Source organism: Janthinobacterium sp., assembly GCF_009923995.1.
Classification (GTDB): Bacteria; Pseudomonadota; Gammaproteobacteria; order Burkholderiales; family Burkholderiaceae_D; genus Janthinobacterium.
Genome location: NZ_RFSK01000005.1, coordinates 64,133 through 91,037, shown reverse-complemented (window position 1 = coordinate 91,037; position 26,905 = coordinate 64,133). Strand labels below are relative to the sequence as shown.

The 26,905-nt window shown below is 61.8% G+C and carries 25 protein-coding genes; 19 read left to right on the top strand and 6 right to left on the bottom strand.

Annotated elements, in window-relative coordinates:
- The first annotated feature begins 116 nt into the window (after nucleotides 1–116).
- On the top strand, nucleotides 117–1,238 hold the full coding sequence (locus EBS11_RS04160) for a M14-type cytosolic carboxypeptidase (protein ID WP_290600780.1): 1,122 nt from the start codon (nucleotides 117–119) through the stop codon (nucleotides 1,236–1,238).
- 12 nt (nucleotides 1,239–1,250) lie between these two features.
- Nucleotides 1,251–1,715 (top strand): CYTH domain-containing protein, encoded by a 465-nt coding sequence (locus EBS11_RS04155; RefSeq protein ID WP_290600778.1) that lies wholly within the window; start codon nucleotides 1,251–1,253, stop codon nucleotides 1,713–1,715.
- Between the two features lie 132 nt (nucleotides 1,716–1,847).
- Here EBS11_RS04155 and EBS11_RS04150 read toward each other — a convergent pair whose 3' ends face one another.
- From EBS11_RS04150 to EBS11_RS04130, 5 genes are all read right to left on the bottom strand, one after another.
- Nucleotides 1,848–3,101: a DUF2863 family protein gene (locus EBS11_RS04150; RefSeq protein WP_290600776.1), complete on the bottom strand. Its 1,254-nt coding sequence runs from the start codon at nucleotides 3,099–3,101 to the stop codon at nucleotides 1,848–1,850.
- A 213-nt stretch (nucleotides 3,102–3,314) separates the two neighbouring features.
- A complete protein-coding gene (gene acnA, locus EBS11_RS04145; RefSeq protein WP_290600774.1) occupies nucleotides 3,315–6,035 on the bottom strand; it encodes an aconitate hydratase AcnA in 2,721 nt (906 codons plus the stop codon).
- An 88-nt stretch (nucleotides 6,036–6,123) separates the two neighbouring features.
- The gene (locus EBS11_RS04140; RefSeq protein WP_290600772.1) at nucleotides 6,124–6,687 is read right to left on the bottom strand and encodes a hypothetical protein; all 564 of its coding nucleotides are present in this window, start codon (nucleotides 6,685–6,687) and stop codon (nucleotides 6,124–6,126) included.
- A gap of 13 nt (nucleotides 6,688–6,700) precedes the next feature.
- Complete coding sequence (locus tag EBS11_RS04135; RefSeq protein ID WP_290600770.1) at nucleotides 6,701–7,699, bottom strand: aldolase/citrate lyase family protein; 999 nt, start codon at nucleotides 7,697–7,699, stop codon at nucleotides 6,701–6,703.
- 112 nt (nucleotides 7,700–7,811) lie between these two features.
- The gene (locus tag EBS11_RS04130) at nucleotides 7,812–8,801 is read right to left on the bottom strand and encodes a malate dehydrogenase (protein ID WP_290600768.1); all 990 of its coding nucleotides are present in this window, start codon (nucleotides 8,799–8,801) and stop codon (nucleotides 7,812–7,814) included.
- A gap of 305 nt (nucleotides 8,802–9,106) precedes the next feature.
- On the opposite strand from EBS11_RS04130, the gene EBS11_RS04125 reads away from it, so the two are divergent.
- The 9 genes from EBS11_RS04125 (at nucleotide 9,107) to EBS11_RS04085 (ending at nucleotide 16,675) form a co-directional block, all read left to right on the top strand.
- Nucleotides 9,107–9,991 (top strand): GntR family transcriptional regulator, encoded by an 885-nt coding sequence (locus EBS11_RS04125; protein WP_290600767.1) that lies wholly within the window; start codon nucleotides 9,107–9,109, stop codon nucleotides 9,989–9,991.
- 305 nt (nucleotides 9,992–10,296) lie between these two features.
- On the top strand, nucleotides 10,297–10,719 hold the full coding sequence (gene sdhC / locus EBS11_RS04120) for a succinate dehydrogenase, cytochrome b556 subunit (RefSeq protein WP_086146039.1): 423 nt from the start codon (nucleotides 10,297–10,299) through the stop codon (nucleotides 10,717–10,719).
- 2 nt (nucleotides 10,720–10,721) lie between these two features.
- The gene (gene sdhD / locus EBS11_RS04115; protein ID WP_102121570.1) at nucleotides 10,722–11,087 is read left to right on the top strand and encodes a succinate dehydrogenase, hydrophobic membrane anchor protein; all 366 of its coding nucleotides are present in this window, start codon (nucleotides 10,722–10,724) and stop codon (nucleotides 11,085–11,087) included.
- Nucleotides 11,088–11,089: 2 nt separating this feature from the next.
- Nucleotides 11,090–12,871, top strand: coding sequence for a succinate dehydrogenase flavoprotein subunit (gene sdhA / locus EBS11_RS04110; RefSeq protein WP_152281129.1), 1,782 nt, complete (start codon nucleotides 11,090–11,092; stop codon nucleotides 12,869–12,871).
- A gap of 9 nt (nucleotides 12,872–12,880) precedes the next feature.
- Nucleotides 12,881–13,591, top strand: a complete 711-nt coding sequence (locus EBS11_RS04105) for a succinate dehydrogenase iron-sulfur subunit (RefSeq protein WP_034752075.1) — start codon at nucleotides 12,881–12,883, stop codon at nucleotides 13,589–13,591.
- 117 nt (nucleotides 13,592–13,708) lie between these two features.
- Nucleotides 13,709–13,990 (top strand): succinate dehydrogenase assembly factor 2, encoded by a 282-nt coding sequence (locus EBS11_RS04100; protein ID WP_034752073.1) that lies wholly within the window; start codon nucleotides 13,709–13,711, stop codon nucleotides 13,988–13,990.
- A gap of 122 nt (nucleotides 13,991–14,112) precedes the next feature.
- Nucleotides 14,113–15,417, top strand: coding sequence for a citrate synthase (gene gltA / locus EBS11_RS04095; RefSeq protein WP_092795232.1), 1,305 nt, complete (start codon nucleotides 14,113–14,115; stop codon nucleotides 15,415–15,417).
- 153 nt (nucleotides 15,418–15,570) lie between these two features.
- Entirely contained in the window at nucleotides 15,571–15,912 is a 342-nt protein-coding gene (locus EBS11_RS04090; protein WP_290600759.1) for a helix-turn-helix domain-containing protein, read from the top strand.
- Nucleotides 15,913–16,135: 223 nt separating this feature from the next.
- Entirely contained in the window at nucleotides 16,136–16,675 is a 540-nt protein-coding gene (locus EBS11_RS04085) for an NAD(P)H-dependent oxidoreductase (protein WP_290600758.1), read from the top strand.
- A gap of 12 nt (nucleotides 16,676–16,687) precedes the next feature.
- Here the strand turns inward: EBS11_RS04085 and EBS11_RS04080 are convergent, their stop codons facing one another.
- Nucleotides 16,688–17,143 (bottom strand): hypothetical protein, encoded by a 456-nt coding sequence (locus tag EBS11_RS04080; protein WP_290600756.1) that lies wholly within the window; start codon nucleotides 17,141–17,143, stop codon nucleotides 16,688–16,690.
- A gap of 115 nt (nucleotides 17,144–17,258) precedes the next feature.
- On the opposite strand from EBS11_RS04080, the gene EBS11_RS04075 reads away from it, so the two are divergent.
- The 8 genes from EBS11_RS04075 to EBS11_RS04040 all read left to right on the top strand — a co-directional run bounded on the left by EBS11_RS04075 (nucleotide 17,259) and on the right by EBS11_RS04040 (nucleotide 26,868).
- Nucleotides 17,259–18,233, top strand: coding sequence for a LysR family transcriptional regulator (locus tag EBS11_RS04075; protein ID WP_290600754.1), 975 nt, complete (start codon nucleotides 17,259–17,261; stop codon nucleotides 18,231–18,233).
- Between the two features lie 256 nt (nucleotides 18,234–18,489).
- Nucleotides 18,490–21,342, top strand: coding sequence for a 2-oxoglutarate dehydrogenase E1 component (locus tag EBS11_RS04070; protein ID WP_290600753.1), 2,853 nt, complete (start codon nucleotides 18,490–18,492; stop codon nucleotides 21,340–21,342).
- Between the two features lie 116 nt (nucleotides 21,343–21,458).
- Nucleotides 21,459–22,715 carry a 2-oxoglutarate dehydrogenase complex dihydrolipoyllysine-residue succinyltransferase gene (odhB, locus tag EBS11_RS04065; protein ID WP_290600751.1) on the top strand — a complete coding sequence of 419 codons (1,257 nt, stop codon included), beginning with the start codon at nucleotides 21,459–21,461 and terminating at the stop codon, nucleotides 22,713–22,715.
- A gap of 93 nt (nucleotides 22,716–22,808) precedes the next feature.
- On the top strand, nucleotides 22,809–23,180 hold the full coding sequence (locus EBS11_RS04060) for a PspC domain-containing protein (RefSeq protein WP_290600750.1): 372 nt from the start codon (nucleotides 22,809–22,811) through the stop codon (nucleotides 23,178–23,180).
- Nucleotides 23,170–24,600, top strand: a complete 1,431-nt coding sequence (gene lpdA / locus EBS11_RS04055) for a dihydrolipoyl dehydrogenase (RefSeq protein WP_290600748.1) — start codon at nucleotides 23,170–23,172, stop codon at nucleotides 24,598–24,600. Before EBS11_RS04060 ends, lpdA begins: the two co-directional genes overlap by 11 nt.
- A gap of 92 nt (nucleotides 24,601–24,692) precedes the next feature.
- Entirely contained in the window at nucleotides 24,693–25,790 is a 1,098-nt protein-coding gene (zapE, locus tag EBS11_RS04050; protein ID WP_290600747.1) for a cell division protein ZapE, read from the top strand.
- Between the two features lie 19 nt (nucleotides 25,791–25,809).
- Nucleotides 25,810–26,523, top strand: a complete 714-nt coding sequence (locus tag EBS11_RS04045; RefSeq protein WP_290600746.1) for a hypothetical protein — start codon at nucleotides 25,810–25,812, stop codon at nucleotides 26,521–26,523.
- A 144-nt stretch (nucleotides 26,524–26,667) separates the two neighbouring features.
- Entirely contained in the window at nucleotides 26,668–26,868 is a 201-nt protein-coding gene (locus tag EBS11_RS04040; protein ID WP_010399897.1) for a DUF465 domain-containing protein, read from the top strand.
- The last annotated feature ends 37 nt before the right edge of the window (nucleotides 26,869–26,905 follow it).

Below are 26,905 nucleotides of genomic sequence, written 5' to 3'. Positions count from 1 at the left end.
GCTTTGCGAACGGGGCCAAAGGGCGGAAAATAGCGGGATAGCTTACACTGCGTTTAGCGCAACGGCGCTCGCCCACGAGGCGGCGCCGGAACACTTACCTAGGACGGAATCAATACATGACCATTAAAATCAGCCAGAACTTCGACTCGGGCGCCATCGATGTGGTGAGCGCCACCAGTGCCGGCGCCATCGACCTGAACTTGCGCAAGGACAGCCACGCCGACATCCACCAGTGGTTCCACTTCCGCCTGCAGGGCGCCCGTGGCCAGGCGTGCACCATGCGCTTCCTGAACGCGGGCCAGGCCACCTATCCGGCCGGCTATGAAGGCTACCAGGCCGTGGCCAGCTATGACAGCGAAAACTGGTTCCGCGTGCCGACCTCGTTTGATGGCCAGGTCATGACGATTTCGCACACGCCGGAACTCGACAGCGTCTACTACGCTTATTTCGAGCCGTATTCGTGGGAACGCCACCTGCGCCTGCTGGGCGAAGTGGCCGAGCATCCGCTGGCGCGCGTGTCCGACCTGGGCAGCACGGTCGACGGCCGCGACATGAACATGGTGACCATCGGCAACCCGCAGGCGGAAAAGAAGATCTGGGTCATCGCGCGCCAGCATCCGGGTGAATCGATGGCCGAATGGTTCGTCGAAGGTTTGATCGACTCCCTGCTGGACGACGCCAACCCGATCGCGCGCAAGCTGCTGCAGCGCGCCGTGTTCCACATCGTGCCGAACATGAATCCGGACGGCTCCATCCGCGGCAACCTGCGCACGAATGCGGCTGGCGCCAACCTGAACCGCGAATGGATGACGCCATCGCTGGCGTCCAGCCCGGAAGTACTGTGCGTGAAAAACAAGATCCACGAAACGGGCGTCGACATGTTCTTCGACATCCACGGCGATGAAGCGCTGCCGTACAACTTTGTGGCCGGCAACGAAATGCTGGAAAACTTTACGCCAGAGCAAGCGGCACACCAGAAGGCCTTCATCGAGCGCTACAAGCAGGCCAGCCCCGACTTCCAGGACAAGTTCGGCTACGCAGCCAGCAAGTACAAGTCGGACATGCTGACCCTCGCGTCGAAATACATCGGCCACCACTTCGGCTGCCTGGCGCTGACCCTGGAAATGCCGTTCAAGGAAAACGCCGACTTGCCGGATCCGGCCGTCGGCTGGAATGGCGCGCGCAGCGCGGCCCTGGGCGCGGCCATGCTGCAGCCTATCCTGCTGTCGCTGGACTGATCGGCGTTGTTCATGGGTATCGAGATCGAGCGTAAATTCCTGCTGGCCGGCGACGCCTGGCGCGGCCTGGGGCAGGCGGTGCTGCTGCGCCAGGGCTATCTGTCGTCGGCGCGCGAGCGCGTGGTGCGCGTGCGCATCGAAGGCGAACAGGCGATGCTGACCATCAAGGGCGCCAACGTGGGCGCCTCGCGCGGCGAGTGGGAGTATCCGATCCCGCTGGCCGATGCCGTCGAGCTGCTCGACGGCCTGTGCGAACAGCCGCTGATCGAAAAGGTCCGCCACCGCATCGAACACGCGGGCATGGTATGGGAAGTCGACGAGTTCCTGGGCGCTAATGCCGGCCTGGTGGTGGCCGAGATCGAACTGGCCTCGGAAGACCAGCTATTCGAGAAGCCGGAATGGGTCGGCGCGGAAGTGTCGGGCGACGCGCGCTACTACAACGCGAATCTGATCCGCCACCCGTTTTCACAGTGGTGAAGAGGCGTCAAAAAGCTTGTTGAAATGAAAAAGGCGAAACCTCGGTTTCGCCTTTTTCGTTTTTGAACGTCTTGTCATCAACGTATCGACACCTCTTCAAACCGTATCAGGTTTGAAGAGCGTGTCATCACATCAATGGAAATGTTCCGTGCCTTGCGGCGTATCTTCCGGCATTTCCGCATGCGCCAGCTCGCCGACGGGATCGGCAAACAGGGGTGCGCCGCAGTCGTCGCAGTATTCGCCGACGAAGCGTTCCGCATGGCGTTTGATCTGCGTCACGCCGGCCGCGTTCAGGTGCTCGATAATCTCATCGACGGGCGTCTTCTGCTTGTCCAGCGCGGCGATGCCGACCTGGATCAGGCCTTCGATCGGCGTGCCATCCTCGTCTTCCTGGCCGTACAAAGGCCAGACGATGCCATAGATGACGTCCGGTGCCTGGCGCAGCGTGAAGGCGATGCGGTATTCGTCCACCTGGCCGTCGGCAGCTTCCTCGCCGAAGCCGGCGATGACGGCGCGCAGCTCCGATGGCTCGATGGCCAGGGTGTGCGTCAGGTAGTGCACGGCGGCGCGCACGGAGACGGGGCGGATCAGCTTGTCCGCTTCGCGGCAAGCCACGTAGTACGCTTCCGGCAGCAGCAGTTCCAGGCCGCAGCCGGGCAGCAGGCGGGCGATGGTCGGCGTGGCCTGCGTGCGCCATTGTTCCAGGGCGGCGCTGCGCTCGGCGATGAAGTCGAGCTGGCTGGCCGGCGCCTGCCAGCGGAACAGCGGTGCGCCGGTCGGCGCCACCACGGCCACCAGCAGGTAGCGCGTGTCGGCCAGGAAGGGCGCCGTTTCCGCGTCTTTGCCTGAGGGCTTGACGGCCGTGCCCTTCAGCGCGGCTTGCGCCAGCTTTTGTGTCTTGGCATAGGTTTCGACGTGGCTGCGTGGCAACTGGTCGATCGAGTACAGGGTCGGTGCCATGGCCATCTTCGTGCCGTCGGCCAGCAGGTGGGCGGCAAAGTGCGCCGACAAGACACCGTGGGCGTCGCCGGCCATGGGGCCGGAGGCGATGGAAAAGCGCGTCCACGCGAGGATGGGCACGGCGACCAGCAGGGCGTCGTAGCGCACGTCTTCATGCGTGATGACGGTCGATTCGCTGACGGCTTCAACGCAGTCCATCAGCACGTCGTAGGCGTTCAAGTCTTCCTTGAACAGGCTGCCCAGGGTGTTGTCGATGGTGTCCTGGTGGCCGGTTTTGAGTAATTTCTGGAGCTGCGTATCCAGGCTGTGTTCCCAGGACCGCTCTTCGAGACGGCTGGCTGCCTGTACGATCGCCTGGGCAAAGGTGACCAGGCGCTGGCTGTCGGCAGTCAGTTTATGGGATGAATCTTTGGAAGGACGACGCATAGCGGGATAAGAGTCTCGGAAAGTGGAAAAAATGGATCAGTCAAACAATGATAAACCCTTATAACCGTATTGTAGAGGATTCGGCCACACGCAATACGTAAGCTGGCTGTAGATCATGCCGATTGCCGCAATTTCAAGTAAAAACGGCTGGCCGGGACGAAAAAAAGCGCCGGTCGGAACCGGCGCTTTTATCTTACCTCACGGCTGGGACGATTACTCGGCCAGCAGCTGGCGCAGCACGAATGGCAGGATACCGCCGTGCTTGTAGTAGTCGACTTCGATCGGCGTATCGATGCGCAGCAGCACTTTGACTTCTTGCGAGCTGCCGTCGGCGCGGTGGATCACCAGGGTCGCCAGTTGCTGTGGCTTGATTTCGCCTTCGAGGCCTTTCAGGTCGAAGGTTTCCTTGCCGGTGATGCCCAGCGTCTGCACGCTGTCGTCGCCGATGAATTGCAGCGGCAGCACGCCCATGCCCACCAGGTTCGAGCGGTGGATGCGTTCGAACGAACGGGTAATCACGGCTTTCACGCCCAGCAGTTGCGTACCTTTTGCCGCCCAGTCGCGCGACGAGCCCGTACCGTACTCTTCGCCGCCGAAGACCATGGTTGGCGTGCCTTCGGCAACGTACTTCATGGCTGCGTCGTAGATCGACATTTCTTCGCCGGAAGGCTGGTGGATCGTGATGCCGCCTTCGACCGCGGAGCCGTCTGCCTTGGCAGGGATCATGCGGTTCTTGATGCGCACGTTGGCGAACGTGCCGCGCATCATGATTTCATGGTTGCCGCGACGCGAGCCGTAGGAGTTGAAGTCCGCTTTCAGGACGCCGTTTTCCTTCAGCCACTTGCCTGCAGGACCGTTTTCCTGGATCGAGCCGGCTGGCGAGATGTGGTCGGTGGTGATGGAATCGCCGAACACGCCCAGCGCGCGCGCGCCTTCGATGCCGGTGGCCACGGCCGCTGGCGTCATCGAGAAGTTGTCGAAGAACGGTGGTTCCGCGATGTAGGTCGATTTCGGCCAGTTGTAGACTTGACCGGACACGGTGGTGACTTTTTCCCACAGCTTGCCTGGCGCGCCCTTGACGTCCGCATAGTTATCCTTGAACACCTTGGCGTTCATGGCGAACTTCATCATGGCCGACACTTCAGCCGACGAAGGCCAGATGTCGCCCAGGTAGATGTCCTTGCCGCCCTTGCCCTTGCCGACTGGCTCGGTCATCAGGTCGCGCGTCATGTTGCCGGCGATGGCGTAGGCGACGACCAGCGGTGGCGAAGCGAGGAAGTTCGAGCGGATGTTCGGGTGAATACGCGCTTCGAAGTTACGGTTGCCCGACAGCACGGCCGACGCGACGATGTCGTTGGTGGCGATGGCGGCGTTCAGTTCCGGCGTCAGGTCGCCGGCATTGCCGATACAGGTGGTGCAGCCGTAGGCGGTCACGCCGAAGCCCAGTTTTTCCAGGTATGGCAGCAGGCCGGCGGCGGTCAGGTACTCGGTGACGACGCGCGAGCCAGGAGCCAGCGAGGTCTTGATGTGCGGCGCGACCTTCAGGCCCGCTTCCACGGCTTTCTTGGCCAGCAGGCCGGCAGCCAGCATCACGCTCGGGTTCGAGGTGTTGGTGCACGAGGTGATGGCGGCGATCAGCACGTCGCCGTTCGATACTTTCACGCCATTCGTCGTTTCATACACGGCAGCCAGGTCGGCCGGGTTCTTGTTGAAGCCGTTTTCCGAGGTTGGCTTGGCGAACAGTTCCGCGAAGTTGGCCTTGACGTTGCCGATTTCGATACGGTCTTGCGGGCGTTTCGGGCCGGCCAGCGACGGGGCGACCGATGCCAGGTCCAGTTCCACCACGCGGGTGTAGTCGATCTCGCCCGCTTTTGGCACGCCGAACAGGTTTTGCGCCTTGAAGTAGCCTTCGAACGCGGCGATTTCAGCCTTGCTGCGGCCGGTGCCCTTGAAGTAATCGATGGTCGCTTCGTCGACAGGGAAGAAGCCCATGGTCGCGCCGTATTCCGGTGCCATGTTGGCGATCGTCGCGCGGTCCGTCAGGGTCAGCGATTCCGTGCCTTCGCCGAAGAATTCGACGAACTTGCCGACGACTTTTTCCTTGCGCAGCAGTTCGGTGATGGTCAGCACCAGGTCGGTGGCGGTGCAGCCTTCGCGCAGCGCGCCCGACAGGTTCACGCCGATGACGTCAGGCGTCAGGAAGTAGACCGGTTGGCCCAGCATGCCGGCTTCCGCCTCGATGCCGCCCACGCCCCAGCCGACCACGCCGATGCCGTTGATCATGGTGGTGTGCGAGTCGGTGCCGACCAGGGTGTCAGGGTAGTACACGTCGCCGGCTTTCTTGCCGGTGGTGTGCACGCCGCGTGCCAGGTATTCCAGGTTGACCTGGTGAACGATGCCGAAGCCTGGTGGCACGACGCCGAAGGTGTCGAAGGCTTGCATGCCCCATTTCATGAACTGGTAGCGCTCGTTGTTACGCGAGAATTCCAGTTTCATGTTCAGGTCCAGGGCTTTCTTTTCGCGGTAGTGATCGATGGTCACCGAGTGGTCGACCACCAGGTCGACCGGTACCAGCGGTTCGATCTTCTTGGCGTTGATGCCCATCTTGGCGGCCACGTTGCGCATGGCGGCCAGGTCGGCCAGCAGCGGTACGCCGGTGAAGTCCTGCAGCACGACGCGCGCCACTACGAACGGGATCTCGTCGGTGCGCTCGGCGGTCGGGCCCCAGCTCGCCAATTGCTTGACGTGTTCTTCGGTGACTTTTTTGCCGTCGCAGTTGCGCAGTACCGATTCGAGCACGATACGAATCGACACTGGCAGGCGGGAGACATTGATGCCCAGGCTTTTTTCCAGCGCAGGCAGGGAATACAGCTTGCCCTTCTTGCTGTCCGAAATATTAAAGTCCTTGAGCGTGTTCAGAGTGTTGCGGGACATGACCTCTCCTTGTTGGGTATCGTCTATTTATTGATTATTCAGGGTACAAAACATGACCGGGCCCCCAGAGAGGCCCTTGCTACGCACATCAGCCGCCGGCGGCTGGCAGCACGCCCAGCGATGGTGCGGCTTCCACCACTGCCGCCGGCTTGGCTTGCTCCGCATCCTTGCATTCATTGGCCAGCTGGCGGCCCTGCTTGGAATCGAGCAGCATGCCCTTGGCCGGGATGCCGATCCAGACGAGACCATACAAGCGGTTCTCGAAGCGGTTGGCGCCGGTGGTGGTGCCAACACGGCTCAGGCGGTGCAGGCGCTTCTTCCAGCGCAGGGCGATGTGTTTGTCATCAGTCGCATTGGTGTAGATGGTAATTTTATTACCAAGTTCACAATTGAAATCCGTGGAGGCCGAGCCTGCCGTATCCGGTTCGTCCGCTTCTTCCTTGTCGAGCACCGACATGGCCAGCGGATGGGCTTCCTTGGCGGCAGCCTTGGTCTTGGTGGCCTTGGCTTTCGGCTTGGCCTTGGCTGTCTTGACCGCCTTGGCGTTTGCCGCTTCCTTCGTATCCGTGGCGGCGAAGCTGGCCGGGGCCAGCGTCAGTGTCAGGGCGCCCAGCGCGACGCTGCAGGCAATTGCTAGTTTGGAGATGGACATCGTGTAATTCCTGTCAGTTTTCAGTGATGCTGGAAGAGGGCGTATTCAATAATGCAGCGGCCGCCTCGGGCAGGCCCAGGCCCGCCAGTTTGGCGCGTTGCAAAACGGTCCAATAATATCGGTAGCTGGCGCGGTCATGCAAGCGGCCATTTTGGGCGATCGGGCCCCAGTTGGCGCGCAGCGCCTCATTCAGGATATTGCTGGCCTCATTGACCTCGGACAGGCGCGGCGTGAAGGCCTTGATGATGGGCTTGATCTGGTCCGGGTGGATGCTCCACATGCGCGTGTAACCGAACTCGGCCGTCGCGCGCTGGGCATCGTTGGCCACCACGGCCGAATCGCGCACGTCGGTCGTCACGTTATGCGACGGTACCTTGCCGTGGGCGTGGCAGGCGGCCGCCACTTCCAGCTTGGCGCGCACCACCAGCGGATGCGTGAACTGGCCCGGCGTGCGCATGGCGGCAGCGGGAATGGCGCCGTAATGGGCGGAAACGAAATCCATGATGCCGAACGACAGGCATTCGACCTGCGGCAGGGCGGCGATGGCGTAGGCGTCGCGCAGCGCGCCGTGCGTTTCGATCAGGATGTGCACGGGCAGGTTGTCGCGGCCGGCGCGGCGCGCGTGCAGGTTGATCAGGTCGATGGCCAGCATGGCATCCTGCACGCCGCCCACCTTGGGCACGGCGATGTAGGCCAGGCGGTCGGCGGCGGCGCAGATGATTTCCACGTCGCGCGTGAAAAACGGGCTGTCGACGTCGTGCACGCGCACGCCGATGCGGTTGAACTGGTTCTCCTCGCTGGCCAGCAGGCCGGCGATCATGTGGGCGTGGGCTTCTTCATTGCCGGCGCTGGCGCCGTCTTCGCAGTCGAACGTGATGTCGAACAGGGGGCCAAGCTCTTGTTGCAAAGCAATCGATTTACGCATCAGCTTTTCAGAGCCGGCGTAGTGGTCGCAAGCGGCGAGCAACAGCGGCTGGCGTTTGCCTTGGAATAAAACCTCGGAAGGGTGCATGCTTAAGGCATTTCTGCAGGTAAAAACTACTGGATAAAACAGCCGCGCCGCGACGTGCGCGGGGCGGCCTTCGGTGGGCGGCGCAAGCTACGCCGCGCCGCCTGGACTGGGCTTAGGCCAGCAGGTGTTTCACGCCTTCGCGCTCTTCGGTCAGCTCTTTCAGGGTCAGGTTGATGCGCTCTTGCGAGAATGCATCAATTTCCAGGCCTTGAACGATGGTGTACTCGCCGTTCTCGGTGGTGACCGGGAAACCGAACACGGTACCTTCAGGAATGCCATACGAGCCATCCGATGGCACGCCCATGGTGGTCCACTTGCCGTTCGTGCCCAGCATCCAGTCATGGATGTGGTCGATGGCGGCGTTCGCTGCCGACGCTGCCGACGACAGGCCGCGCGCTTCGATGATGGCCGCGCCGCGCTTGCCGACGGTTGGCAGGAACACGTTGGCGTTCCATTCCTGGTCGTTGATCAGGTCCTTGACAGCCTTGCCGTTCACGGTGGCGAAGCGGTAGTCGGCGTACATGGTTGGCGAGTGGTTGCCCCACACGGTCAGCTTCTCGATGTCTTTCACGGCGGTGCCGGTCTTGGCAGCCACTTGCGACAGGGCGCGGTTGTGGTCCAGGCGCAGCATGGCGGTGAAGTTTTTCGCTGGCAGCGATGGTGCCGATTTCATGGCGATGTAGGCGTTGGTGTTGGCAGGGTTGCCGACGACCAGCACTTTGACGTTGCGCGAAGCGACGGCGTCGAGCGCCTTGCCTTGCACGGTGAAGATCTGCGCATTCGCTTCCAGCAGGTCCTTGCGTTCCATGCCCGGGCCGCGTGGACGCGCGCCCACCAGCACGGCGACGTCGACATCCTTGAATGCGGTCAGCGGGTCGGAGTGGGCCGTCATTTCCGTCAGCAGCGGGAAGGCGCAGTCGTCGATTTCCATCATCACGCCCTTGAGCGCCTTCTGGGCTTTTTCGTCCGGGATTTCAAGCAGTTGCAAGATGACAGGCTGGTCTTTGCCGAGCATGTCGCCATTGGCGATGCGGAACAACAGGGCGTAGCCGATCTGGCCGGCGGCGCCGGTCACTGCAACACGCATTGGGGTTTTAGCCATGATGAATCTCCAAAAATGGGAAAGAAAACGGGCTTGAAGCTGGGCTTACGCTTATCCGGAAAAACTATAATGATACCAAAACCGGCCCGCGCCACCGAATTGCTGGTGTACGCTGCCGTCACGCTTGTGCTGCACGAGGCCAGAGTGGCTGGCCGACAACATAAAACGCTGGCTCACAAGTTTTATCGAGGGCAGTTTAGGCCTCCGATCTGCATCTGTCAATCATATCTTATGTCTTATATAAGACAGATAACCACGTGGGTTTTACTGGACGCGGGCAGTGATTTGTGTTGAAATGTCGGACTATGAATTCCGCCTCGTCCAATCTGACCAACAATGCCACTGCTGCAAGCGGGGCGGTCAGTCCGACCGCGGGCGCCCCGGCCACTCCAGCGGCCGCGCCGGCCGGCACCTCTGCCGCACCTGCCGCCAGCGTCAATACCACTGCGGCGGCCGCGCCCGTCGTCAGTGCATCGCCCACCTTCAGTCCCCTGTACCAGCAGATCAAGGCGCTCATCACGCAGAGCCTGCAGTCGGGCGAGTGGAAGCCGGGCGAGCTGATACCCAGCGAAGTCGAGCTGGCGGGCCGTTTCAAGGTCAGCCAGGGCACGGTGCGCAAGGCCATCGATGAACTGGCCGCCGAGAACCTCGTCATGCGCCGGCAGGGCAAGGGCACCTTCGTCTCCACCCACCACGAGGCGCGCGCGCATTTCCGCTTCCTGCGCCTGGTGCCGGACGAAGGGGTGCCGCATTATCCGGAAAGCAAATTTATCGAGGTCAAGCGCGTGCGCGCGCCGGCCGACGTGGCGCGCCTGATGGACCTGAAGTCCGGCGATGCCGTCATCTTCATCAAGCGCGTGCAGTATTTCGACGGCATCCCCACCATTGTCGAGGAGCTGTGGCTGCCCGGCCTGATCTTCAAGGGACTCACGGCCGAGCGCCTGGTGGAGTACAAGGGCCCCATGTATGGCCTGTTTGAAACGGAATTTGGCACGCGCATGATCCGCGCGTCCGAGCAGATCCGCGCCGTCTGCGCCGATGCGGGCGCCGCGCAGCTGTTGAACATCGACCTCGGCACGCCCTTGCTCAGTTCCGAGCGCGTGTCGTTTACCTACGGCGACAAGCCGGTCGAACTGCGCCGGGGCTTGTACCTGACGAGTCGCCATCACTATCAGAATGAACTCAGCTGAAGCAGCGGGGCGCCCGCGGGCGCCCGAACAGGCTGCAAGGCTGAAGTGCATCGCTTGAACGTGCCTGCCGCAAGGCGGGCATGGGAGACAGCAGAACGCGCAGGTAAAGCATGGCCAGCCCCGGCGGGCTGTGCTTTACCGGCGATTCTGTAATTAAATTACGTGAACTACGGAAAGTAGCGCGGTATTTTGTAGTAAAAAACCATTTTGGTTATATGTAACAATAGATATTGGTATGGGTTGCGAAAATCGGCGAAAATCGCGGCTTCAATATTTAGTTGAAATTCAAAGGGGAGGTTTTTGTTATGTCTGAAGCCGTAAGAGAAGTACCAAAAAAAGAACGGCCGCAATTCCGTAACATCCATGTTACCGAATTGTCGAACTACCGCATGGCTGTCGGCGCCATCGTCTCGATCCTGCATCGCATCAGCGGTTTCATCATTTTCGCCCTGCTGCCGTGCATCCTGTACATGCTGGAACTGAGCCTGCGTTCCGAAATGTCCTTCGCCTACTTCCAGGGCATCGCCTCGCACTGGTTCGTCAAGCTGATCACCCTGGGTCTGGTCTGGGCCTTCCTGCACCACTTCTGCGCCGGTATCCGCCACCTGTTCATGGATGTGCACGTCGCCATCGAAAAAGACTCGGCACGCAAGACCGCCAGCTCGGTGCTGGTGGTGAGCCTGGTGTTGACGGCATTGGTCGCTTTGAAACTGTTTGGAGTATTTTAATAATGGCAGACAATAATATCGGACCGAAACGCCTCGTCGTCGGTGCCCATTACGGCTTGCGCGATTGGCTGGCGCAACGCGTCACCGCCATCGTCATGGTGGCCTACGTTGCCATCCTGCTGATTTCTTTCCTGACCGGCAGCAACTTCAGCTATGAAGGCTGGGCTGGTCTGTTCGCGCAGCAATGGTTTAAATTGTTCAGCCTGGTGACCTTCCTGGCGCTGTTCTACCACGCATGGGTCGGCGTACGCGACATCTGGATGGACTACGTGAAAAGCGCTGGCCTCCGTCTGACCCTGCAAATTGCCACCATGCTGTGGTTGATCGCTTGTGCCGGCTGGACGGTACAGATACTCTGGAGTGTGTAATCGTGGCAGCATATAAATCTGCAATCCCTACCCGCCGCTTTGATGCGGTAATCGTTGGCGCCGGCGGTTCCGGCATGCGCGCGTCCTTGCAGCTGGCTGAAGCCGGCCTGAACGTCGCAGTACTCTCGAAAGTTTTCCCGACCCGCTCGCACACCGTGGCGGCGCAGGGCGGTATCGGCGCGTCGCTCGGCAACATGGCCGAAGACAACTGGTTCTGGCACATGTTCGACACCGTCAAGGGTGGCGACTATCTGGGCGACCAGGATGCCATCGAATTCATGTGCCGCGAAGCACCGAAAGTCGTCTACGAGCTGGAACACTTCGGCATGCCATTCGACCGCAACCCGGACGGCACCATCTACCAGCGTCCGTTCGGCGGCCACACGGCCCACTTCGGCGAAAAGCCCGTGCAGCGCGCCTGCGCGGCCGCCGACCGTACCGGTCACGCCCTGCTGCACACCCTGTACCAGCGCAACGTGCGCGCCCGTACGCATTTCTTCGTCGAATGGATGGCACTCGACCTGATCCGTGACGCCGACGGCGACGTGATCGGTGTTGTCGCGCTGGAAATGGAAACCGGCGAATGCATGATCCTGGAAGCAAAAACGACGGTCATGGCAACGGGCGGCGCAGGCCGCATCTTCGCCGCGTCGACGAATGCCTTCATCAACACCGGCGACGGCATGGGCATGGCGGCACGCGCCGGCCTGCCGCTGCAGGACATGGAATTCTGGCAGTTCCACCCGACCGGCGTGGCCGGCGCGGGCGTATTGATCACTGAAGGCGTGCGCGGCGAAGGCGGCATCCTGATCAATAGCGAAGGCGAACGCTTCATGGAGCGCTATGCGCCGACCCTGAAGGATCTGGCGCCGCGCGACTTCGTGTCGCGTTCGATGGACCAGGAAATCAAGGAAGGCCGCGGCTGCGGTCCGAACAAGGACCACGTGATGCTGGACCTGCGCCATATCGGCGCCGACACCATCGCCAAGCGCCTGCCCTCGATCCTGGAAATCGGCCACAAGTTCGCCAACGTCGACGCCACCAAGGAACCGATTCCTGTCGTGCCGACGATTCACTACCAGATGGGCGGTATCCCGACGAACATCCACGGCCAGGTCGTCACCCCGACCGGTCCGGATAATTCGGCGAAAGTCGTCAACGGCCTGTACGCCATCGGCGAATGCGCCTGCGTCTCCGTGCACGGCGCCAACCGCCTGGGCACGAACTCGCTGCTGGACCTGGTGGTCTTCGGCCGCGCGGCCGGCAACCACATCGTCAACAGCGGCCTGAAAGCCAAGGAAAACAAGCCTTTGCCAGCCGACGCCGCCGATTTCGCCATGGGCCGCCTGCAGCGCCTGGAAAACTCGACCGGCACGGAAACCGTGCAAGGCGTGGCGAACGACATCCGTGCCACGATGCAGAAGTACTGCGGCGTGTTCCGTACGGACGAAATGCTGAACAAGGGCGTCGAGGAAATCATGAAGCTGGACGAGCGCCGCAAGCACGTCTCGTTCAAGGACAAGTCGATGGTCTTCAACACGGCCCGCGTGGAAGCGCTGGAACTGGACAACCTGATCGAAACGGCGAAAGCGACCATCGTCTCGGCAGCAGCCCGCAAGGAATCGCGCGGCGCCCACGCCCAGGACGACCACCCGCAACGCGACGACGACAACTGGATGAAGCACACGCTGTGGTATTCGGAAGGCAACCGACTGGAATACAAGCCAGTCGTGACCAAGCCGCTGACGGTAGATACCTTCAAACCGAAACCACGTACTTTCTAAGGCTATACCATGGCACGCACTCTCAAATTTAAAATCTACCGCTACGATCCCGACCAGGATGCCAAGCCGTACATGCAAGACCTGACGGTCGAACTGAAAGATACCGACAAGATGCTGCTCGACGCACTGCAGCGCATCAAGGCGGACGTCGATGACTCGCTGGCCCTGCGCCGCTCGTGCCGCGAAGGCGTGTGCGGTTCGGACGCGATGAACATCAACGGCAAGAACGGTCTGGCCTGCACCACCAACCTGAACGAGCTGAGCGAGCCTATCGTGCTGCGCCCCCTGCCAGGCCTGCCGGTCATCCGCGACCTGATCGTCGACATGACGCAATTCTTCAAGCAGTACGATTCGATCAAGCCGTTCCTGATCAACGACTCGATCCCGCCTGAAAAAGAGCGCCTGCAGTCGCCGGAACAGCGCGAAGAGCTCGATGGCCTGTACGAGTGCATCCTGTGCGCCTGCTGCTCCACGTCGTGCCCGTCGTTCTGGTGGAATCCGGACAAATTCGTCGGTCCTGCCGGCCTGCTGCAAGCCTACCGCTTCATCGCCGATTCGCGCGACGAAGCCACGGGCGCGCGTCTGGACAACCTGGAAGATCCGTACCGTCTGTTCCGCTGCCACTCGATCATGAACTGTGTCGACGTCTGCCCGAAAGGGTTGAACCCGAACAAGGCGATTGGCAAGATCAAGGAATTGATGGTCCGCCGCGCGATCTGATCCGTCAAATCGCGTCCGCCGGGCGCCGTTTCCGGGAAGGGAGTATGCTCCCTTTCTGCCGGGCGGCGCCTGCAAAGCAGCACCGTGCCGCAAGGCACACGTAAAGTGGTAAACCAAATGACAGAATCAATTTTGTCCTCGCATCAGGCCGACCCGGCCAACCGCGCCCGCCTGCGCTGGCGTTCACGCCGTGGCCTGCTGGAAAACGACATTATCCTGACCCGTTTTCTCGATGCGTATGAAACCGAATTGACCGATGAAGAAGTTGACGCGCTGACGCGTTTGCTGGATTTGTCGGACAATGCGTTAATGGATCTGGTACTGGCCCGTAAAGAGCCGGAAGGCGAAGTCGATCTGCCGCATGTGCGCGCACTGCTGCAACGACTGCGCATTGCCTAGACGCCTGGGCGATATATTGCAAGCGGTGCGAGTGGCGCGCTGTAGCACTGCCGAATTGCGGTGCGAATTGCAGCCAGAATTTTTGATTTTAATTTCGACTCACTCCCGAGAAGGAAGAGCCCATGAATATCTCTGACACAAAAGCTACCCTGTCGTTCTCCGATGGCAGCCCATCGCTTGAATTTCCAATCTACAAAGGCACGGTTGGCCCGGACGTCATCGACATCCGCAAACTGTACGCCGGTAGCGGCAAGTTCACCTACGACCCAGGCTTTATGTCGACCGCCTCGTGCAATTCGTCGATCACCTACATCGATGGCGACAAGGGCGAACTGCTGTACCGCGGTTACCCGATCGAACAGTTGGCCGTCAACGCCGACTTCATGGAATCGTGCTACCTGCTGCTGAACGGCGAACTGCCGAACGCGGCGCAGAAAGCCAAGTTCGTCGACACCGTGACCAAGCACACGATGGTGCACGAGCAGATGCAATTCTTCTTCCGTGGCTTCCGCCGCGACGCGCATCCGATGTCGATCCTGGTCGGCACCGTCGGCGCGCTGGCGTCGTTCTACCATGATTCGCTGGACATCAACGACCCGCGTCACCGCGAAGTGTCGGCCATCCGCCTGATCGCCAAGATGCCGACCCTGGTCGCCATGACCTACAAGTACTCGATCGGCCAGCCGTTCACGTACCCGCGCAACGACCTGTCGTACAGCGCCAACTTCATGCACATGATGTTCGCCAACCCGTGCGAAGACTACAAGGTCAACGACGTGCTGGTGCGCGCCCTGGACCGCATCCTGATCCTGCACGCAGACCACGAGCAAAACGCTTCGACATCGACCGTCCGCCTGGCCGGTTCGTCGGGCGCCAACCCGTTCGCCTGTATCGCTGCCGGCATCGCCTGCCTGTGGGGCCCTGCCCACGGCGGCGCCAACGAAGCGGCACTGAACATGCTGAAGGAAATCGGCACCGTCGAGAACATCCCTGCCTTCATCGAGCAAGTCAAGGACAAGAACTCCGGCGTCAAGCTGATGGGCTTTGGCCACCGCGTGTACAAGAACTTCGACCCGCGCGCCAAGCTGATGCGTGAAACCTGCTACGAAGTGCTGAACGAACTGGGCCTGCAAGACGACCCATTGTTCAAGCTGGCGATGGAACTGGAAAAGATTGCACTGAACGACGAATACTTCGTCTCGCGCAAACTGTACCCGAACGTCGACTTCTACTCGGGCATCGTGCAATCGGCGCTGGGCATCCCCGTGTCGCTGTTCACCGGTATCTTCGCCATGGCCCGCACCATCGGCTGGATCGCCCAGTGGAACGAAATGATCGCCGATCCAGAGCAAAAAATCGGCCGTCCACGTCAGCTGTTCGTCGGTTCGACGACCCGCGAAGTGCTGCCTCTGGACAAGCGCGCTTAAGTTAGCGCGTAGTGTTCCTGCCGGGCCTGCGGGCCCGGCGCACGAAAGCGAGCCTGCGGGCTCGCTTTTTTTATGCGTGCCGGCATCACCGGTTACAGGCCAGGCGGCCGGGCTGGTATGCTCGGGGCCCGGTCAACCAAGAAGCAGAACGTGATGAACGAAGAAACATGCGCGCCCAGCGGCGTGGCCCTGGGCGATACGGGGTTCGGCTATACCCTGTCGCTGATCGGCGGCAAATACAAGATGCTGATCCTGTATGCGCTGGCGGGAAACACCGTGCTGCGGCATAACGAGCTCAAGCGCCATCTCGGCGGCATCGCCTTCAAGACCCTCAGCGTCGTGCTGAAGGAGCTGGAAGCCGATGCCTTGATCGTGCGCAAGGAATACCCGCAGGTGCCGCCCAAGGTGGAGTATTTCCTCTCCAGCAAGGGTGCATCGCTGATTCCCGTGCTCAACACCCTGTGCGAATGGGGCGAGCGGCACCAGCCAGGCTGATCCGCATGCGCGAATGCATGCCAGGGGTTTCTTGGTTTTAGGTTGCTTACTTTTCTTACTGTATGGGTAGTAAATGTGCGTACTTGTGAAAAGTACTCACTGTGGCTATGCTGTTTCTGCCTCTGGAGGCGCGAGCGCGCGCCTGGGGGCAGGGTACCGGCTTGCCTGCTTTCCTGCGAATGCGGGCCCGGTGCGCCCATCCCATATTCAGGAAAGCAGCCTCATGAAAACCCTCGTTATCGTCTTCCATCCCTCCCTCGCCACCTCGGTGGCCAACAAGCGCTGGCTGCAGGAGCTGGCGCAGTATCCCGACCGCTACACCATCCACAATGTGCATGCGGCTTATCCCGACGGAAACATCGATGTGGCGCGCGAACAGGCGCTGGTGGAAGCGCACGCCAATGTGGTCTTGCAGTTCCCCGTGTACTGGTTCAACTGTCCGCCCTTGCTGAAGAAGTGGCTCGATGACGTGCTGGCGTACGGCTGGGCCTACGGCTCGGGCGGCGACGCCTTCAAGGGCCGCAAGGTGGCGCTGGCGGTCACGGCGGGCATCCGCCAGGAGGATTTCACGCCGGAAGGCAAGTGGCACGTCACCCTGGCGCAGCTGCTGGCGCCGTTCGATGTCACCCTGGCGTACATCGGTGCCGACAATCGCCGCTTCTTTGCCTTCTATGGCGCGGAAGACGGGCCGAAGGAGGTGGGCTATGCCGAGCGGCTGGCGCGCAGCGCGCAAGACTATGAGCGTTTCCTGTCGGCCCTGTAAATCAGGCGTGTCCTACTGGAGCGCCGCTTCCAGCTGGCGCAGATCGACGTGCCGGCCTTCCAGCGGCACGCTGGCGTCATCATAAGGCTGGGGCAGGACGATGCAGCGCGGCGCATTGTGCTTGAGGATGCCGCCCCAGTGGGCGACCCTGGCGCCCGCCTGGCGGCGGATCGCCTCGACCGTGGCGCCGCTGGCGAGGATGCGGGCTTGCGGAAAGGCGTGCTGCAGCACGCCCAGGCCAAAATACGCTTGCGGTTCGGCCGTGCTGATATAGATGGTGGTCAGGCGCTTGCCGCTGGCGGCGATGGTGTGCGCTAACTGCGCCGCATCGTCGCGCAGGAACTGGGCATTGACGAGGATGGCATCGGCTACGCCGCTCAGCAGCAGAGAAGTCGACGGCGCGCGGCCCAGCACATCCAGATGAAAGGTTTCCAGCGTGCGGAAAGGGCGGGCGGCGCAAGCAAGCATATTATTCTTTCGTTATTAGATACTTTTCCGCATAGTATCCTTTCGACCAGGCGGGGGAAATAGGGTAGATTGCAATACTTAGTTGCATGAATCGGATGAATCAAGGGAGGGCCGCATGGACCGCATCACCGCCGCACAAGTGTTTGTCGCTATCGCCGAGCGCGGCAGCATGGTCGCCGCCAGCGAGGCGCTCGACATGTCGCGTGCCATGGTGACACGCTACCTGGCCGAGATGGAGCAGTGGGCGGGGGCGCGCCTGCTGCATCGCACCACGCGCCGTTTGAGCCTGACGGATGCGGGCGACGCCACCCTGGCGCGCTGCCGGCAGATGCTGGAGGTGGCGGACGCCATGGCCGTGGCGGCACCGGAAGGGGCCGACACGCCGCAGGGATTGTTGCGCATTACGTGCTCGCAATCGCTGGCGCAGACGGCGCTGGCAGGCGCAGTGACCGCTTACCTGCAGCGTTATCCCCGCGCCGCCGTCGACCTGCAGATGGAAAACCGCGCCGTCAACCTGGTGGAGCAGCGTATCGACCTGGCGATCCGCATCACGAACGCGCTCGAACCGAACCTGATCGCGCGCCAGCTGGCCAGCTGCGCCTCGGTGGTGTGCGCCGCACCATCGTACCTGGCGGCGCACGGTACGCCGCGCCGGGTGGAAGACCTGGCCCTGCACAATTGCCTCACTTATACGTATTTTGGCAAGAGCCTGTGGCAGTTCACGCACCAGGGGGAAGTGCTCACTGTGCCCGTCAGCGGGCGCCTGTCGGCGAATGAGTCGCTGGTGCTGCTGGTGGCGACGGCGGCGGGGGCGGGCATCGCCATGCAGCCCCGCTATTCGGCCGCGCCGCTGATCGCCAGCGGGCAGCTGGTGGAACTGCTGCCCGCCTACGCGCCGCAGGACATGGGCATCTACGGCATCTATACGTCGCGCCAGCACATGTCGCCCTTGCTGCGCACCATGCTGGACTTTCTGGTGGAGTGGTTTGCCCGCGATCCGAAATGGCTGGCGGCCATCGCCGCCCCGCAGTTGTCAGGCAGACCACTTGCGCGCCAGCGCCGCGCCGGGGCCGAGGGCGGAATCGCGTAAGCGCAACAGTACGGCCCTCCCGGCCCGGGAAAATCAACAACACAGCTTACATTTGCTTGCCAAATAAAATTCAACTAGCGGTTGTTGCGTTACAATACCGCGTGCTATTCTAAATGACGGTATGCAGAATGCTGGTGCAATAAAAAAGCCCTTCCCCACAACTTGATGTGCAATCCGCTAACCGGTCAGGCCGTGTCGCGGAAGGTTAGATTAACCCGCTAATTCCTCGCGAAACGCGAAGAAAGGTGAGCAATATATGCAGCAATTAACGACCAACTCCTACCTGTTTGGTGGGAATGCTCCGTACGTGGAAGACCTGTACGAGGCATATCTGAACAACCCAGGCTCGGTACCCGATAACTGGCGTTCCTACTTCGACGCGATGCAGCACGTGCCTGCCGTCGATGGCACCAACAAGCCTGACGTGGCGCATGCCTCCGTCGTCGCCTCGTTCGCCGAGCGCGCAAAAGCAGGCCCGATCCGCACAGTCACCGCTTCCTTCGATGCCGAAATGGGCCGCAAGCGCGTCGCCGCTACCCAGCTGATCGCCGCTTACCGCTACCTGGGCACGCACTGGGCCAACCTGGACCCGCTGCAGCGCCAGGAACGTCCGATGATCCCGGAACTGGAGCCGAGCTTCTACGGCTTCACCGATGCGGACATGGACACCGTGTTCAACATCAGCAACACCTATTTTGGCCCCGAGACCGCCACCCTGCGCGATCTGCTGAACTACCTGCGCGACACCTACACGCGCTCGATCGGTGCCGAATTCATGTACATCTCCGACCCGGCCGAAAAGCGCTGGCTGCAGGAGAAACTGGAATCGATCCGCTCCACCCCGAATTTCACCCCAGAGAAAAAAATCCACATCCTCGACCGCCTGACCGCGGCTGAAGGCCTGGAACGCTATCTGCACACCCGTTACGTGGGCCAGAAGCGCTTCTCCCTGGAAGGCGGCGAAACCTTCATCGCCTCGATGGATGAAACCATCCAGCGCGCCGGCGAAAAAGGCGTGCAGGAAATCGTCATCGGCATGGCCCACCGCGGCCGTCTGAACGTGCTGGTGAACACCCTGGGCAAGGCGCCACAGGAACTGTTCGAAGAATTCGAAGGCAAGCATGGCGACGACCTGCCGGCCGGCGACGTGAAGTACCATCAAGGCTTCTCGTCGGACATCTCCACCGCAGGCGGCCCGGTCCACCTGTCGCTGGCGTTCAACCCGTCGCACCTGGAAATCGTCAACCCTGTGGTCGAAGGTTCCGTCAAGGCCCGCATGGACCGCCGCGGCGACGTGCACGGAGCGCAAGTGCTGCCTATCCTGGTGCACGGCGATGCCGCTTTCGCCGGCCAGGGCGTGGTCATGGAAACGCTGAATCTGGCGCAGACCCGCGGCTACGGCACGGGCGGCACGGTGCATATCGTGATCAACAACCAGATCGGTTTCACCACCTCGGACCCGCGCGACTCGCGCTCGACCCTGTACTGCTCGGACGTCGTCAAGATGATCGAAGCACCGGTCCTGCACATCAACGCCGATGATCCGGAAGCCGTGGTACTGGCGACGCAGATCGCGCTCGACTACCGCATGGAATTCAAGAAGGACATCGTCCTCGACATCATCTGCTACCGCAAGCTGGGTCACAACGAGCAGGATACGCCGGCACTGACGCAGCCGCTGATGTACAAGCGCATCGGCCAGCATCCGGGCACCCGCAAGCTGTACGCGGACAAGCTGGTGGCGCAAGGCGTGATCCCTGCCGATGGCGGCGACAAGATGGTAGCCGCCTTCCGCGACGCCATGGACGCCGGCAAGCACACCGTCGATCCGGTCATCTCGAACTTCAAGAACAAGTATGCCGTCGACTGGCTGCCGTTCCTGAACAAGAAATGGACCGACTCGGCCGACACGGCCGTGCCGATGACGGAACTGAAACGCCTGGCCGCGCGCATCACCACCGTGCCGGAAGAGTTCAAGGTCCACTCGCTGGTCGAGAAGGTCCTGGGCGACCGCGCCACCATGGGCCGCGGCGAAATGAACCTGGACTGGGGCATGGGCGAACACCTGGCCTACGCTTCGCTGGTATCGTCCGGCTACGCCATCCGTCTGACGGGCCAGGATGCGGGCCGCGGCACCTTCGTGCACCGCCACGCCGTGCTGCATGACCAGAACCGCGAGCGCTGGGATGCCGGTACCTACATTCCGCTGCAAAACGTGTCGGACAACCAGGCACCGTTCACCGTCATCGACTCGGTGCTGTCCGAAGAAGCCGTACTGGCCTTCGAATACGGCTACTCGACCGCTGAACCGAACACCCTGACGATCTGGGAAGCCCAGTTCGGCGACTTCGCCAACGGCGCGCAAGTGGTGATCGACCAGTTCATCAGCTCCGGCGAAGTGAAGTGGGGCCGCGCTTCGGGCCTGGTCATGATGCTGCCGCACGGTTACGAAGGCCAGGGTCCCGAGCACTCGTCCGCGCGTCCGGAACGCTTCCTGCAGCTGTGCGCAGACAACAACATGCAAGTGGTGCAGCCGACGACGGCTTCGCAGATCTTCCACCTGCTGCGCCGCCAGATGGTGCGCCAGTTCCGCAAGCCGCTGGTCATCCTGACGCCGAAGTCGCTGCTGCGCAACAAGGACGCCGGTTCGCCGCTGACCGAGCTGGCCAAGGGCGGTTTCCAGACCGTCATCGGCGAAGTCGACGAGAAAATCGATGCCAAGAAAGTCAAGCGCGTCATCGCCTGCTCGGGCAAGGTCTACTACGACCTGGTCAACGCACGCAAGACCCGCGGCCAGACCGACACGGCCATCGTGCGCCTGGAACAGCTGTATCCGTTCCCGCACAAGTCGTTTGCTGCTGAACTGAAGAAGTTCCCGAACCTGGTCGAAGTCGTCTGGGCACAGGACGAGCCGCAAAACCAGGGCGCTTGGTTCCAGATCCAGCACAACATCTTCGAAGGCCTGGAATCGGGTCAGCGTCTGGCCTACGCCGGCCGTCCTGCTTCGGCGTCGCCTGCTGTCGGTTACTATGACAAGCACTACGCCCAGCAAAAAGACCTGCTGGAAACAGCGTTCTCGAAGCTGAAGGGCTTTATCCTTACCAAGTAAGTAAGGATAACGGGCGCCGTGCGATGTGCATTGCGCCTGATCAACTAGATGATGACGGAGCGCCGCTCTTGCTACGCAGGGGCGGCGCCGCAATAACAAAATAAACGGAGTTTTACATGGCACAAATCGAAGTCAAAGTTCCCCAGTTGTCGGAATCGGTTGCTGAAGCAACCCTGCTGGCGTGGCACAAGAAAGTCGGCGAACCAGTCGCGCGCGACGAAAACATGATCGATATCGAAACCGACAAAGTGGTCCTGGAACTGCCTGCGCCGGCCGCTGGCGTGATCATCCAGATCATCAAGGATAACGGCGCCACCGTCGTTGCCGGCGAAGTCATCGCCATCATCGACACCGACGGTTCGGCCAAGGTCAGCCCGATGGAAGTGTCGGCCGTTGCCGCGCCAGCCCTGGCTGCCGCTGCCCAGGACGCCGCCACCGCATCGGCACCTGCCGCTGCCACCAAGGGTGACGTGGCCATGCCTGCCGCCGCCAAGATCCTGTCCGAAAAAGGCCTGTCCGCTGGCGACGTCGCCGGTTCGGGCAAGGATGGCCGCGTGACCAAGGGCGACGCCCTGGCCGCTTCCGCCAAGCCTGCCGTTGCGCCACTGGCGCCAGCCGCTGCCAAGCCAGCACTGCAGCAAGTGGCCGCACCTGCCGCCGCCAACCTGGGCGACCGTCCGGAAGAGCGCGTGCCGATGAGCCGCCTGCGCGCACGTATCGCCGAGCGCCTGCTGCAGTCGCAATCGACGAACGCCATCCTGACCACGTTCAATGAAGTGAACATGCAGCCGGTCATCGACCTGCGCAACAAGTACAAGGACAAGTTCGAGAAAGAGCACGGCGTCAAGCTGGGCTTCATGTCCTTCTTCGTCAAGGCCGCCGTCGCCGCCCTGAAAAAGTTCCCGATCATCAACGCTTCCGTTGACGGCAACGACATCGTCTACCACGGCTACTTCGACATCGGCATCGCCGTCGGTTCGCCGCGCGGCCTGGTCGTGCCTATCATCCGCAACGCGGACCAGCTGTCGATCGCCGACATCGAGAAAAAAATCGGTGAATTCGGCGCGAAAGCCAAGGAAGGCAAGCTGACCCTGGACGACCTGACGGGCGGTACCTTCTCGATCTCGAACGGCGGCACCTTCGGTTCCATGCTGTCGACCCCGATCATCAACCCGCCACAATCGGCCATCCTGGGCGTGCATGCGACCAAGGACCGCGCCGTCGTCGAAAACGGCCAGATCGTGGTGCGTCCGATGAACTACCTGGCCATGTCCTACGACCACCGCATCATCGACGGCCGCGAAGCCGTCCTGGGCCTGGTGGCGATGAAAGAAGCGCTGGAAGATCCTGCACGCCTGCTGCTGGACCTGTAAGCACCGTAGTCCCCCGGCGTAGCCGCCGGGGCAATGTAGTTGCTACCCCTGCCAGAAGACGCAGCTGGCTGATCTCAATGAAAGAGGATTCCCATGAACGTCTCTGAAGAAATCAAGCGTCTGCACGAGCTGCACCTGGCGGGCGCCCTGAGCGAGGCGGAATTCGCGCAAGCGAAAGCCAAGCTCTTGAGCAATATCAACCTGGACAAGGCGGACAGCCCCTCCGGCTCCGCGCCTTCGAACGACCTGGTGCAGGAATTCAACCGCCTGCGCCGTTCGCGCAACGACCGCTGGCTTGGCGGCGTATGCGGCGGCCTGGGGCAGGCTTCCGGCATGGAGTCGTGGATCTGGCGCCTGGTGTTCGTCCTGTTTACATTGACCTTCGGCTTCGGCGTGGCGATTTACCTTCTATTGTGGATTTTCGTACCAGACGAAGAGATTGGAATAACAAAACATGAGTACTAAACAATTTGACGTAGTTGTCATCGGTGCGGGCCCTGGCGGCTACATCGCCGCCATCCGCGCAGCGCAGCTGGGCTTTTCCGTCGCTTGCGTCGACGAGTGGTCGAACGCCAAGGGCGGCGCCGCGCCTGGCGGTACCTGCACCAACGTGGGCTGCATCCCGTCGAAAGCGCTGCTGCAATCGTCCGAGCATTTCGAACACGCGGGCCACAGCTTTGCCGAGCACGGCATCGACGTCGCCGGCCTGAAGCTGAACCTGGGCCAGATGCTCAAGCGCAAGGACACCGTCGTCAAGCAAAACAACGACGGCATCCTGTATCTGTTCAAGAAGAACAAGATCGCCTTCTTCCACGGCCGTGCCGCTTTCGCTGCTGCCGCCGCCGGCGCGTATGAAATCAGCGTGACGGGCGAAGCCAACGAAACCCTGAGCGCCAAGCACGTGGTCATCGCCACGGGTTCGAACGCGCGCGAACTGCCGGGCGCACCATTCGACGAGAAACTGATCCTGTCGAACACGGGCGCACTGGCCATCGACGCCGTTCCAGCCAAGCTGGGCGTCATCGGTGCCGGCGTGATCGGCCTGGAAATGGGCAGCGTCTGGCGCCGCCTGGGTGCCGACGTCACCGTGCTGGAAGGCCTGCCGGTCTTCCTGGGCGCCGTGGACGAGCAGATCGCCAAGGAAGCGTCGAAGTTGTTCACCAAGCAAGGCTTGAAGATCAACCTCGGCTGCAAGATCGGCGCGATCACGCCAGGCAAGAAAGACGTCACCGTGGAATTCGTGGACGCCAAGGGCGAAGCGCAAAAAGCCGTGTTCGACAAGCTGATCATCTCGATCGGCCGCACGCCGAACACGAATGGCCTGGGCGCCGACAAGGTCGGCCTGCAGCTGGACGAACGCGGCTTCATCGCCGTCGACGGCGACTGCAAGACCAACCTGCCGAACGTGTGGGCAGTGGGCGACGTCGTGCGCGGCCCGATGCTGGCGCACAAGGCGGAAGAAGAAGGCGTTGCCGTGGCCGAGCGTATCGCCGGCCAGCACGGTCACACCAACTTCAACACCATCCCTTGGGTCATCTACACCTCGCCGGAAATCGCGTGGGTCGGCAAGACCGAGCAAACCCTGAAGGCCGAAGGCATCGCCTACAAGGCCGGCACCTTCCCGTTCATGGCCAACGGCCGTGCGCGCGCGCTGGGCGACACCTCGGGCATGGTGAAATTCCTGGCCGATGCGACCACCGATGAAATCCTCGGCGTGCACATCGTCGGCCCGATGGCGTCCGAACTGATTTCCGAAGCCGTCGTGGCGATGGAATTCAAGGCGTCGGCCGAAGACATCGCGCGCATCTGCCACGCTCACCCATCCCTGTCCGAAGCGACCAAGGAAGCGGCACTGGCGGTAGACAAGCGTACGCTGAACTTCTAAGCGCTACAGTACCTCGCAGCGGGCCGGCAAAGCAGTTTCTGCCTTGCCGGCCCGTTTGCGCTATGTCAAGAATCCCTGTTGAATCGAATCCCATGAACGTTGAAGAGTTTTACCAGCACGCGTTGCAGAAGCGTGATTTCAAGGCCGATGCCGCCCAGCGGCGCGCGGTCGACCGCCTGCAGCTGTGCTATGACGAGTGGGTGGCCTACAAGGGCGCGCGCTCGAGCACCTTCAAGCGCCTGATCAACCGTCCCGCCGTGCCGAAGGGCGTGTACATGTGGGGCGGGGTGGGGCGCGGCAAGTCGTTCCTGATGGATAGCTTCTATTCGGTGGTGCCCGTGGTGCGCAAGACGCGCCTGCACTTCCATGAATTCATGCGCGGCGTGCACCAGCAGCTCGATGAATTGAAGGGCGTGGCCGACCCGCTCGACGAAGTGGCCAAGCGCATCGCCAAGAAATACCGCCTCATCTGTTTCGATGAATTCCACGTCTCGGACATCGCCGACGCGATGATCCTGTACAACCTGCTGTCGGCCCTGTTCGACAACGGCGTGTCCTTCATCATGACTTCGAATTACGACCCCGACCTGCTGTACCCGGACGGCCTGCACCGCGACCGCATGCTGCCGACCATCGCGCTGTTGAAGGAAAAGCTCGACGTGATGAACGTCGACGCGGGCGTGGACTACCGCGGCCGGGCGCTGGAGCAGGTGGAAAGCTACTACACGCCGCTGGGCGCGGCCACCGACAAGGCCCTGCGCGACGCCTACGCGCGCATCGCCGAGACGGCCGACGAAGATGCGCGCATCCGCATCGAGAGCCGCGAAATCCACTGCCTGCGCCGCGCCGGCGGCATCATCTGGTTCGACTTCGCCACCCTGTGCGGCGGCCCCCGCTCGCAAAATGATTACCTGGAAATCGCCAGCCGCTTCCATACAGTGATATTGTCCGGGATACCGGCCATGTCGGCGGCGCAGTCGTCCGAGGCACGCCGCTTCACGTGGCTGATCGACGTCTTCTATGACCAGAAGGTCAAGCTGATCATGTCGGCCGAAGTGCCGCCCGAGCAGTTGTACACGAACGGCATGCTGGCCAACGAGTTTCACCGTACCGTTTCGCGTATCATCGAGATGCAATCGCGCGAATACATGGAAAAAGAACAGCGCGGCGCGGCCGACGCGATCGTTTGAGGCAGGAAGAATGAAGATCATGGCAAAAACATTATGGAAGCTGGCAGCGGGCGCGGGCCTGGCCTTGGCCCTGGCCGCCTGTGCCCACCAGGGCAGCGTCGCACTGGATGAAGTGGGCGCGCCGCAAGTGCCTGCCACGCTTTCCGTCGAGGAAGCGGACGCCAAGCTGAAACAGGCGGCCGGCGAACGCGAGGCGGCGGAAAACGAGTATGCCGCGCGCGAGCAGGAGTGCTACAGCAAGTTTTTCGTGAATAACTGCCTCGACAAGGCCAAGGAAAAGCGCCGCCTGACCCTGGTGCGCCTGCGCGCCATCGAAGCGGAAGCGAATCATTTCAAGCGTGCCGAATCCGTGCGCCTGCGCGATCTGGACCTGGCCAGGACGCAGGAAACGGCCCGCCTGGACGCGGAACAGCGCGCCGCCGCCACGCCCAAGCCCGTGAAGGTGGTGGCGCCGGAACCGGTAGCGCCCAAGCCGCAAGGCAAGAGCGTGGCCGAGCGCGAGGCCGAGTATGCGGCAAAAATGAAAAAACAGGCCGCCGACGACGCGGCCGAGGCGCCGCGCCGGGCGGCCCGCGAAGCGGCCTTTGCGCGCAAGCAGGCCGAGGCCGTGGAGCGCCAGAAGCGCGTGGCGAAGCGCCTGGCCGAGCGCCAGGCCGACGCGGATGCCAAGGCCGCCAAGGCCGCGGCGGCAGCGGCCAGCACGCCAGCCCCGGCCGTACCACCCGCAAATTGAGCCGCGCCGCGCGGGCAGGCCGGAAATGGCGTGCCCTAAGCCGCGCGGCAGGTTAAACTATGCACTCGCCGGTGATCCCGGCGCAGATGGCTGCCTGCGCATGCTGCGCGCGCCTGTTGAACAACACTGCCTGGAATGCAACACATGAGCGATGCACAGCATATAGAGCGGCGCCTGATTGAACTGAACGTGGAACACCGTGACCTCGACGCCGTCATCGAGTTGCTGATACTCGATGGCCACCATGACGAACTGCAATTGCGCCGCCTGAAAAAGCGCAAACTGCAGCTGAAGGATCACATTACATTGCTGAAAATGCAACTCGTGCCCGACGTTCCAGCCTGAAGGACGCCAGTAGCGTCCAGCCCTGCCTTCACTTTAA

What these genes read in the sequence shown, in the direction of transcription:
- EBS11_RS04160 (WP_290600780.1), top strand. Translation starts at nt 117, where the DNA reads ATGACCATTAAAATCAGCCAGAACTTCGACTCGGGCGCCATCGATGTG.
- EBS11_RS04155 (WP_290600778.1), top strand. Translation starts at nt 1,251, where the DNA reads ATGGGTATCGAGATCGAGCGTAAATTCCTGCTGGCCGGCGACGCCTGG.
- EBS11_RS04150 (WP_290600776.1), bottom strand. Translation starts at nt 3,101, where the DNA reads ATGCGTCGTCCTTCCAAAGATTCATCCCATAAACTGACTGCCGACAGC.
- acnA (WP_290600774.1), bottom strand. Translation starts at nt 6,035, where the DNA reads ATGTCCCGCAACACTCTGAACACGCTCAAGGACTTTAATATTTCGGAC.
- EBS11_RS04140 (WP_290600772.1), bottom strand. Translation starts at nt 6,687, where the DNA reads ATGTCCATCTCCAAACTAGCAATTGCCTGCAGCGTCGCGCTGGGCGCC.
- EBS11_RS04135 (WP_290600770.1), bottom strand. Translation starts at nt 7,699, where the DNA reads ATGCACCCTTCCGAGGTTTTATTCCAAGGCAAACGCCAGCCGCTGTTG.
- EBS11_RS04130 (WP_290600768.1), bottom strand. Translation starts at nt 8,801, where the DNA reads ATGGCTAAAACCCCAATGCGTGTTGCAGTGACCGGCGCCGCCGGCCAG.
- EBS11_RS04125 (WP_290600767.1), top strand. Translation starts at nt 9,107, where the DNA reads ATGAATTCCGCCTCGTCCAATCTGACCAACAATGCCACTGCTGCAAGC.
- sdhC (WP_086146039.1), top strand. Translation starts at nt 10,297, where the DNA reads ATGTCTGAAGCCGTAAGAGAAGTACCAAAAAAAGAACGGCCGCAATTC.
- sdhD (WP_102121570.1), top strand. Translation starts at nt 10,722, where the DNA reads ATGGCAGACAATAATATCGGACCGAAACGCCTCGTCGTCGGTGCCCAT.
- EBS11_RS04105 (WP_034752075.1), top strand. Translation starts at nt 12,881, where the DNA reads ATGGCACGCACTCTCAAATTTAAAATCTACCGCTACGATCCCGACCAG.
- EBS11_RS04100 (WP_034752073.1), top strand. Translation starts at nt 13,709, where the DNA reads ATGACAGAATCAATTTTGTCCTCGCATCAGGCCGACCCGGCCAACCGC.
- gltA (WP_092795232.1), top strand. Translation starts at nt 14,113, where the DNA reads ATGAATATCTCTGACACAAAAGCTACCCTGTCGTTCTCCGATGGCAGC.
- EBS11_RS04090 (WP_290600759.1), top strand. Translation starts at nt 15,571, where the DNA reads ATGAACGAAGAAACATGCGCGCCCAGCGGCGTGGCCCTGGGCGATACG.
- EBS11_RS04085 (WP_290600758.1), top strand. Translation starts at nt 16,136, where the DNA reads ATGAAAACCCTCGTTATCGTCTTCCATCCCTCCCTCGCCACCTCGGTG.
- EBS11_RS04080 (WP_290600756.1), bottom strand. Translation starts at nt 17,143, where the DNA reads ATGCTTGCTTGCGCCGCCCGCCCTTTCCGCACGCTGGAAACCTTTCAT.
- EBS11_RS04075 (WP_290600754.1), top strand. Translation starts at nt 17,259, where the DNA reads ATGGACCGCATCACCGCCGCACAAGTGTTTGTCGCTATCGCCGAGCGC.
- EBS11_RS04070 (WP_290600753.1), top strand. Translation starts at nt 18,490, where the DNA reads ATGCAGCAATTAACGACCAACTCCTACCTGTTTGGTGGGAATGCTCCG.
- odhB (WP_290600751.1), top strand. Translation starts at nt 21,459, where the DNA reads ATGGCACAAATCGAAGTCAAAGTTCCCCAGTTGTCGGAATCGGTTGCT.
- EBS11_RS04060 (WP_290600750.1), top strand. Translation starts at nt 22,809, where the DNA reads ATGAACGTCTCTGAAGAAATCAAGCGTCTGCACGAGCTGCACCTGGCG.
- lpdA (WP_290600748.1), top strand. Translation starts at nt 23,170, where the DNA reads ATGAGTACTAAACAATTTGACGTAGTTGTCATCGGTGCGGGCCCTGGC.
- zapE (WP_290600747.1), top strand. Translation starts at nt 24,693, where the DNA reads ATGAACGTTGAAGAGTTTTACCAGCACGCGTTGCAGAAGCGTGATTTC.
- EBS11_RS04045 (WP_290600746.1), top strand. Translation starts at nt 25,810, where the DNA reads ATGGCAAAAACATTATGGAAGCTGGCAGCGGGCGCGGGCCTGGCCTTG.
- EBS11_RS04040 (WP_010399897.1), top strand. Translation starts at nt 26,668, where the DNA reads ATGAGCGATGCACAGCATATAGAGCGGCGCCTGATTGAACTGAACGTG.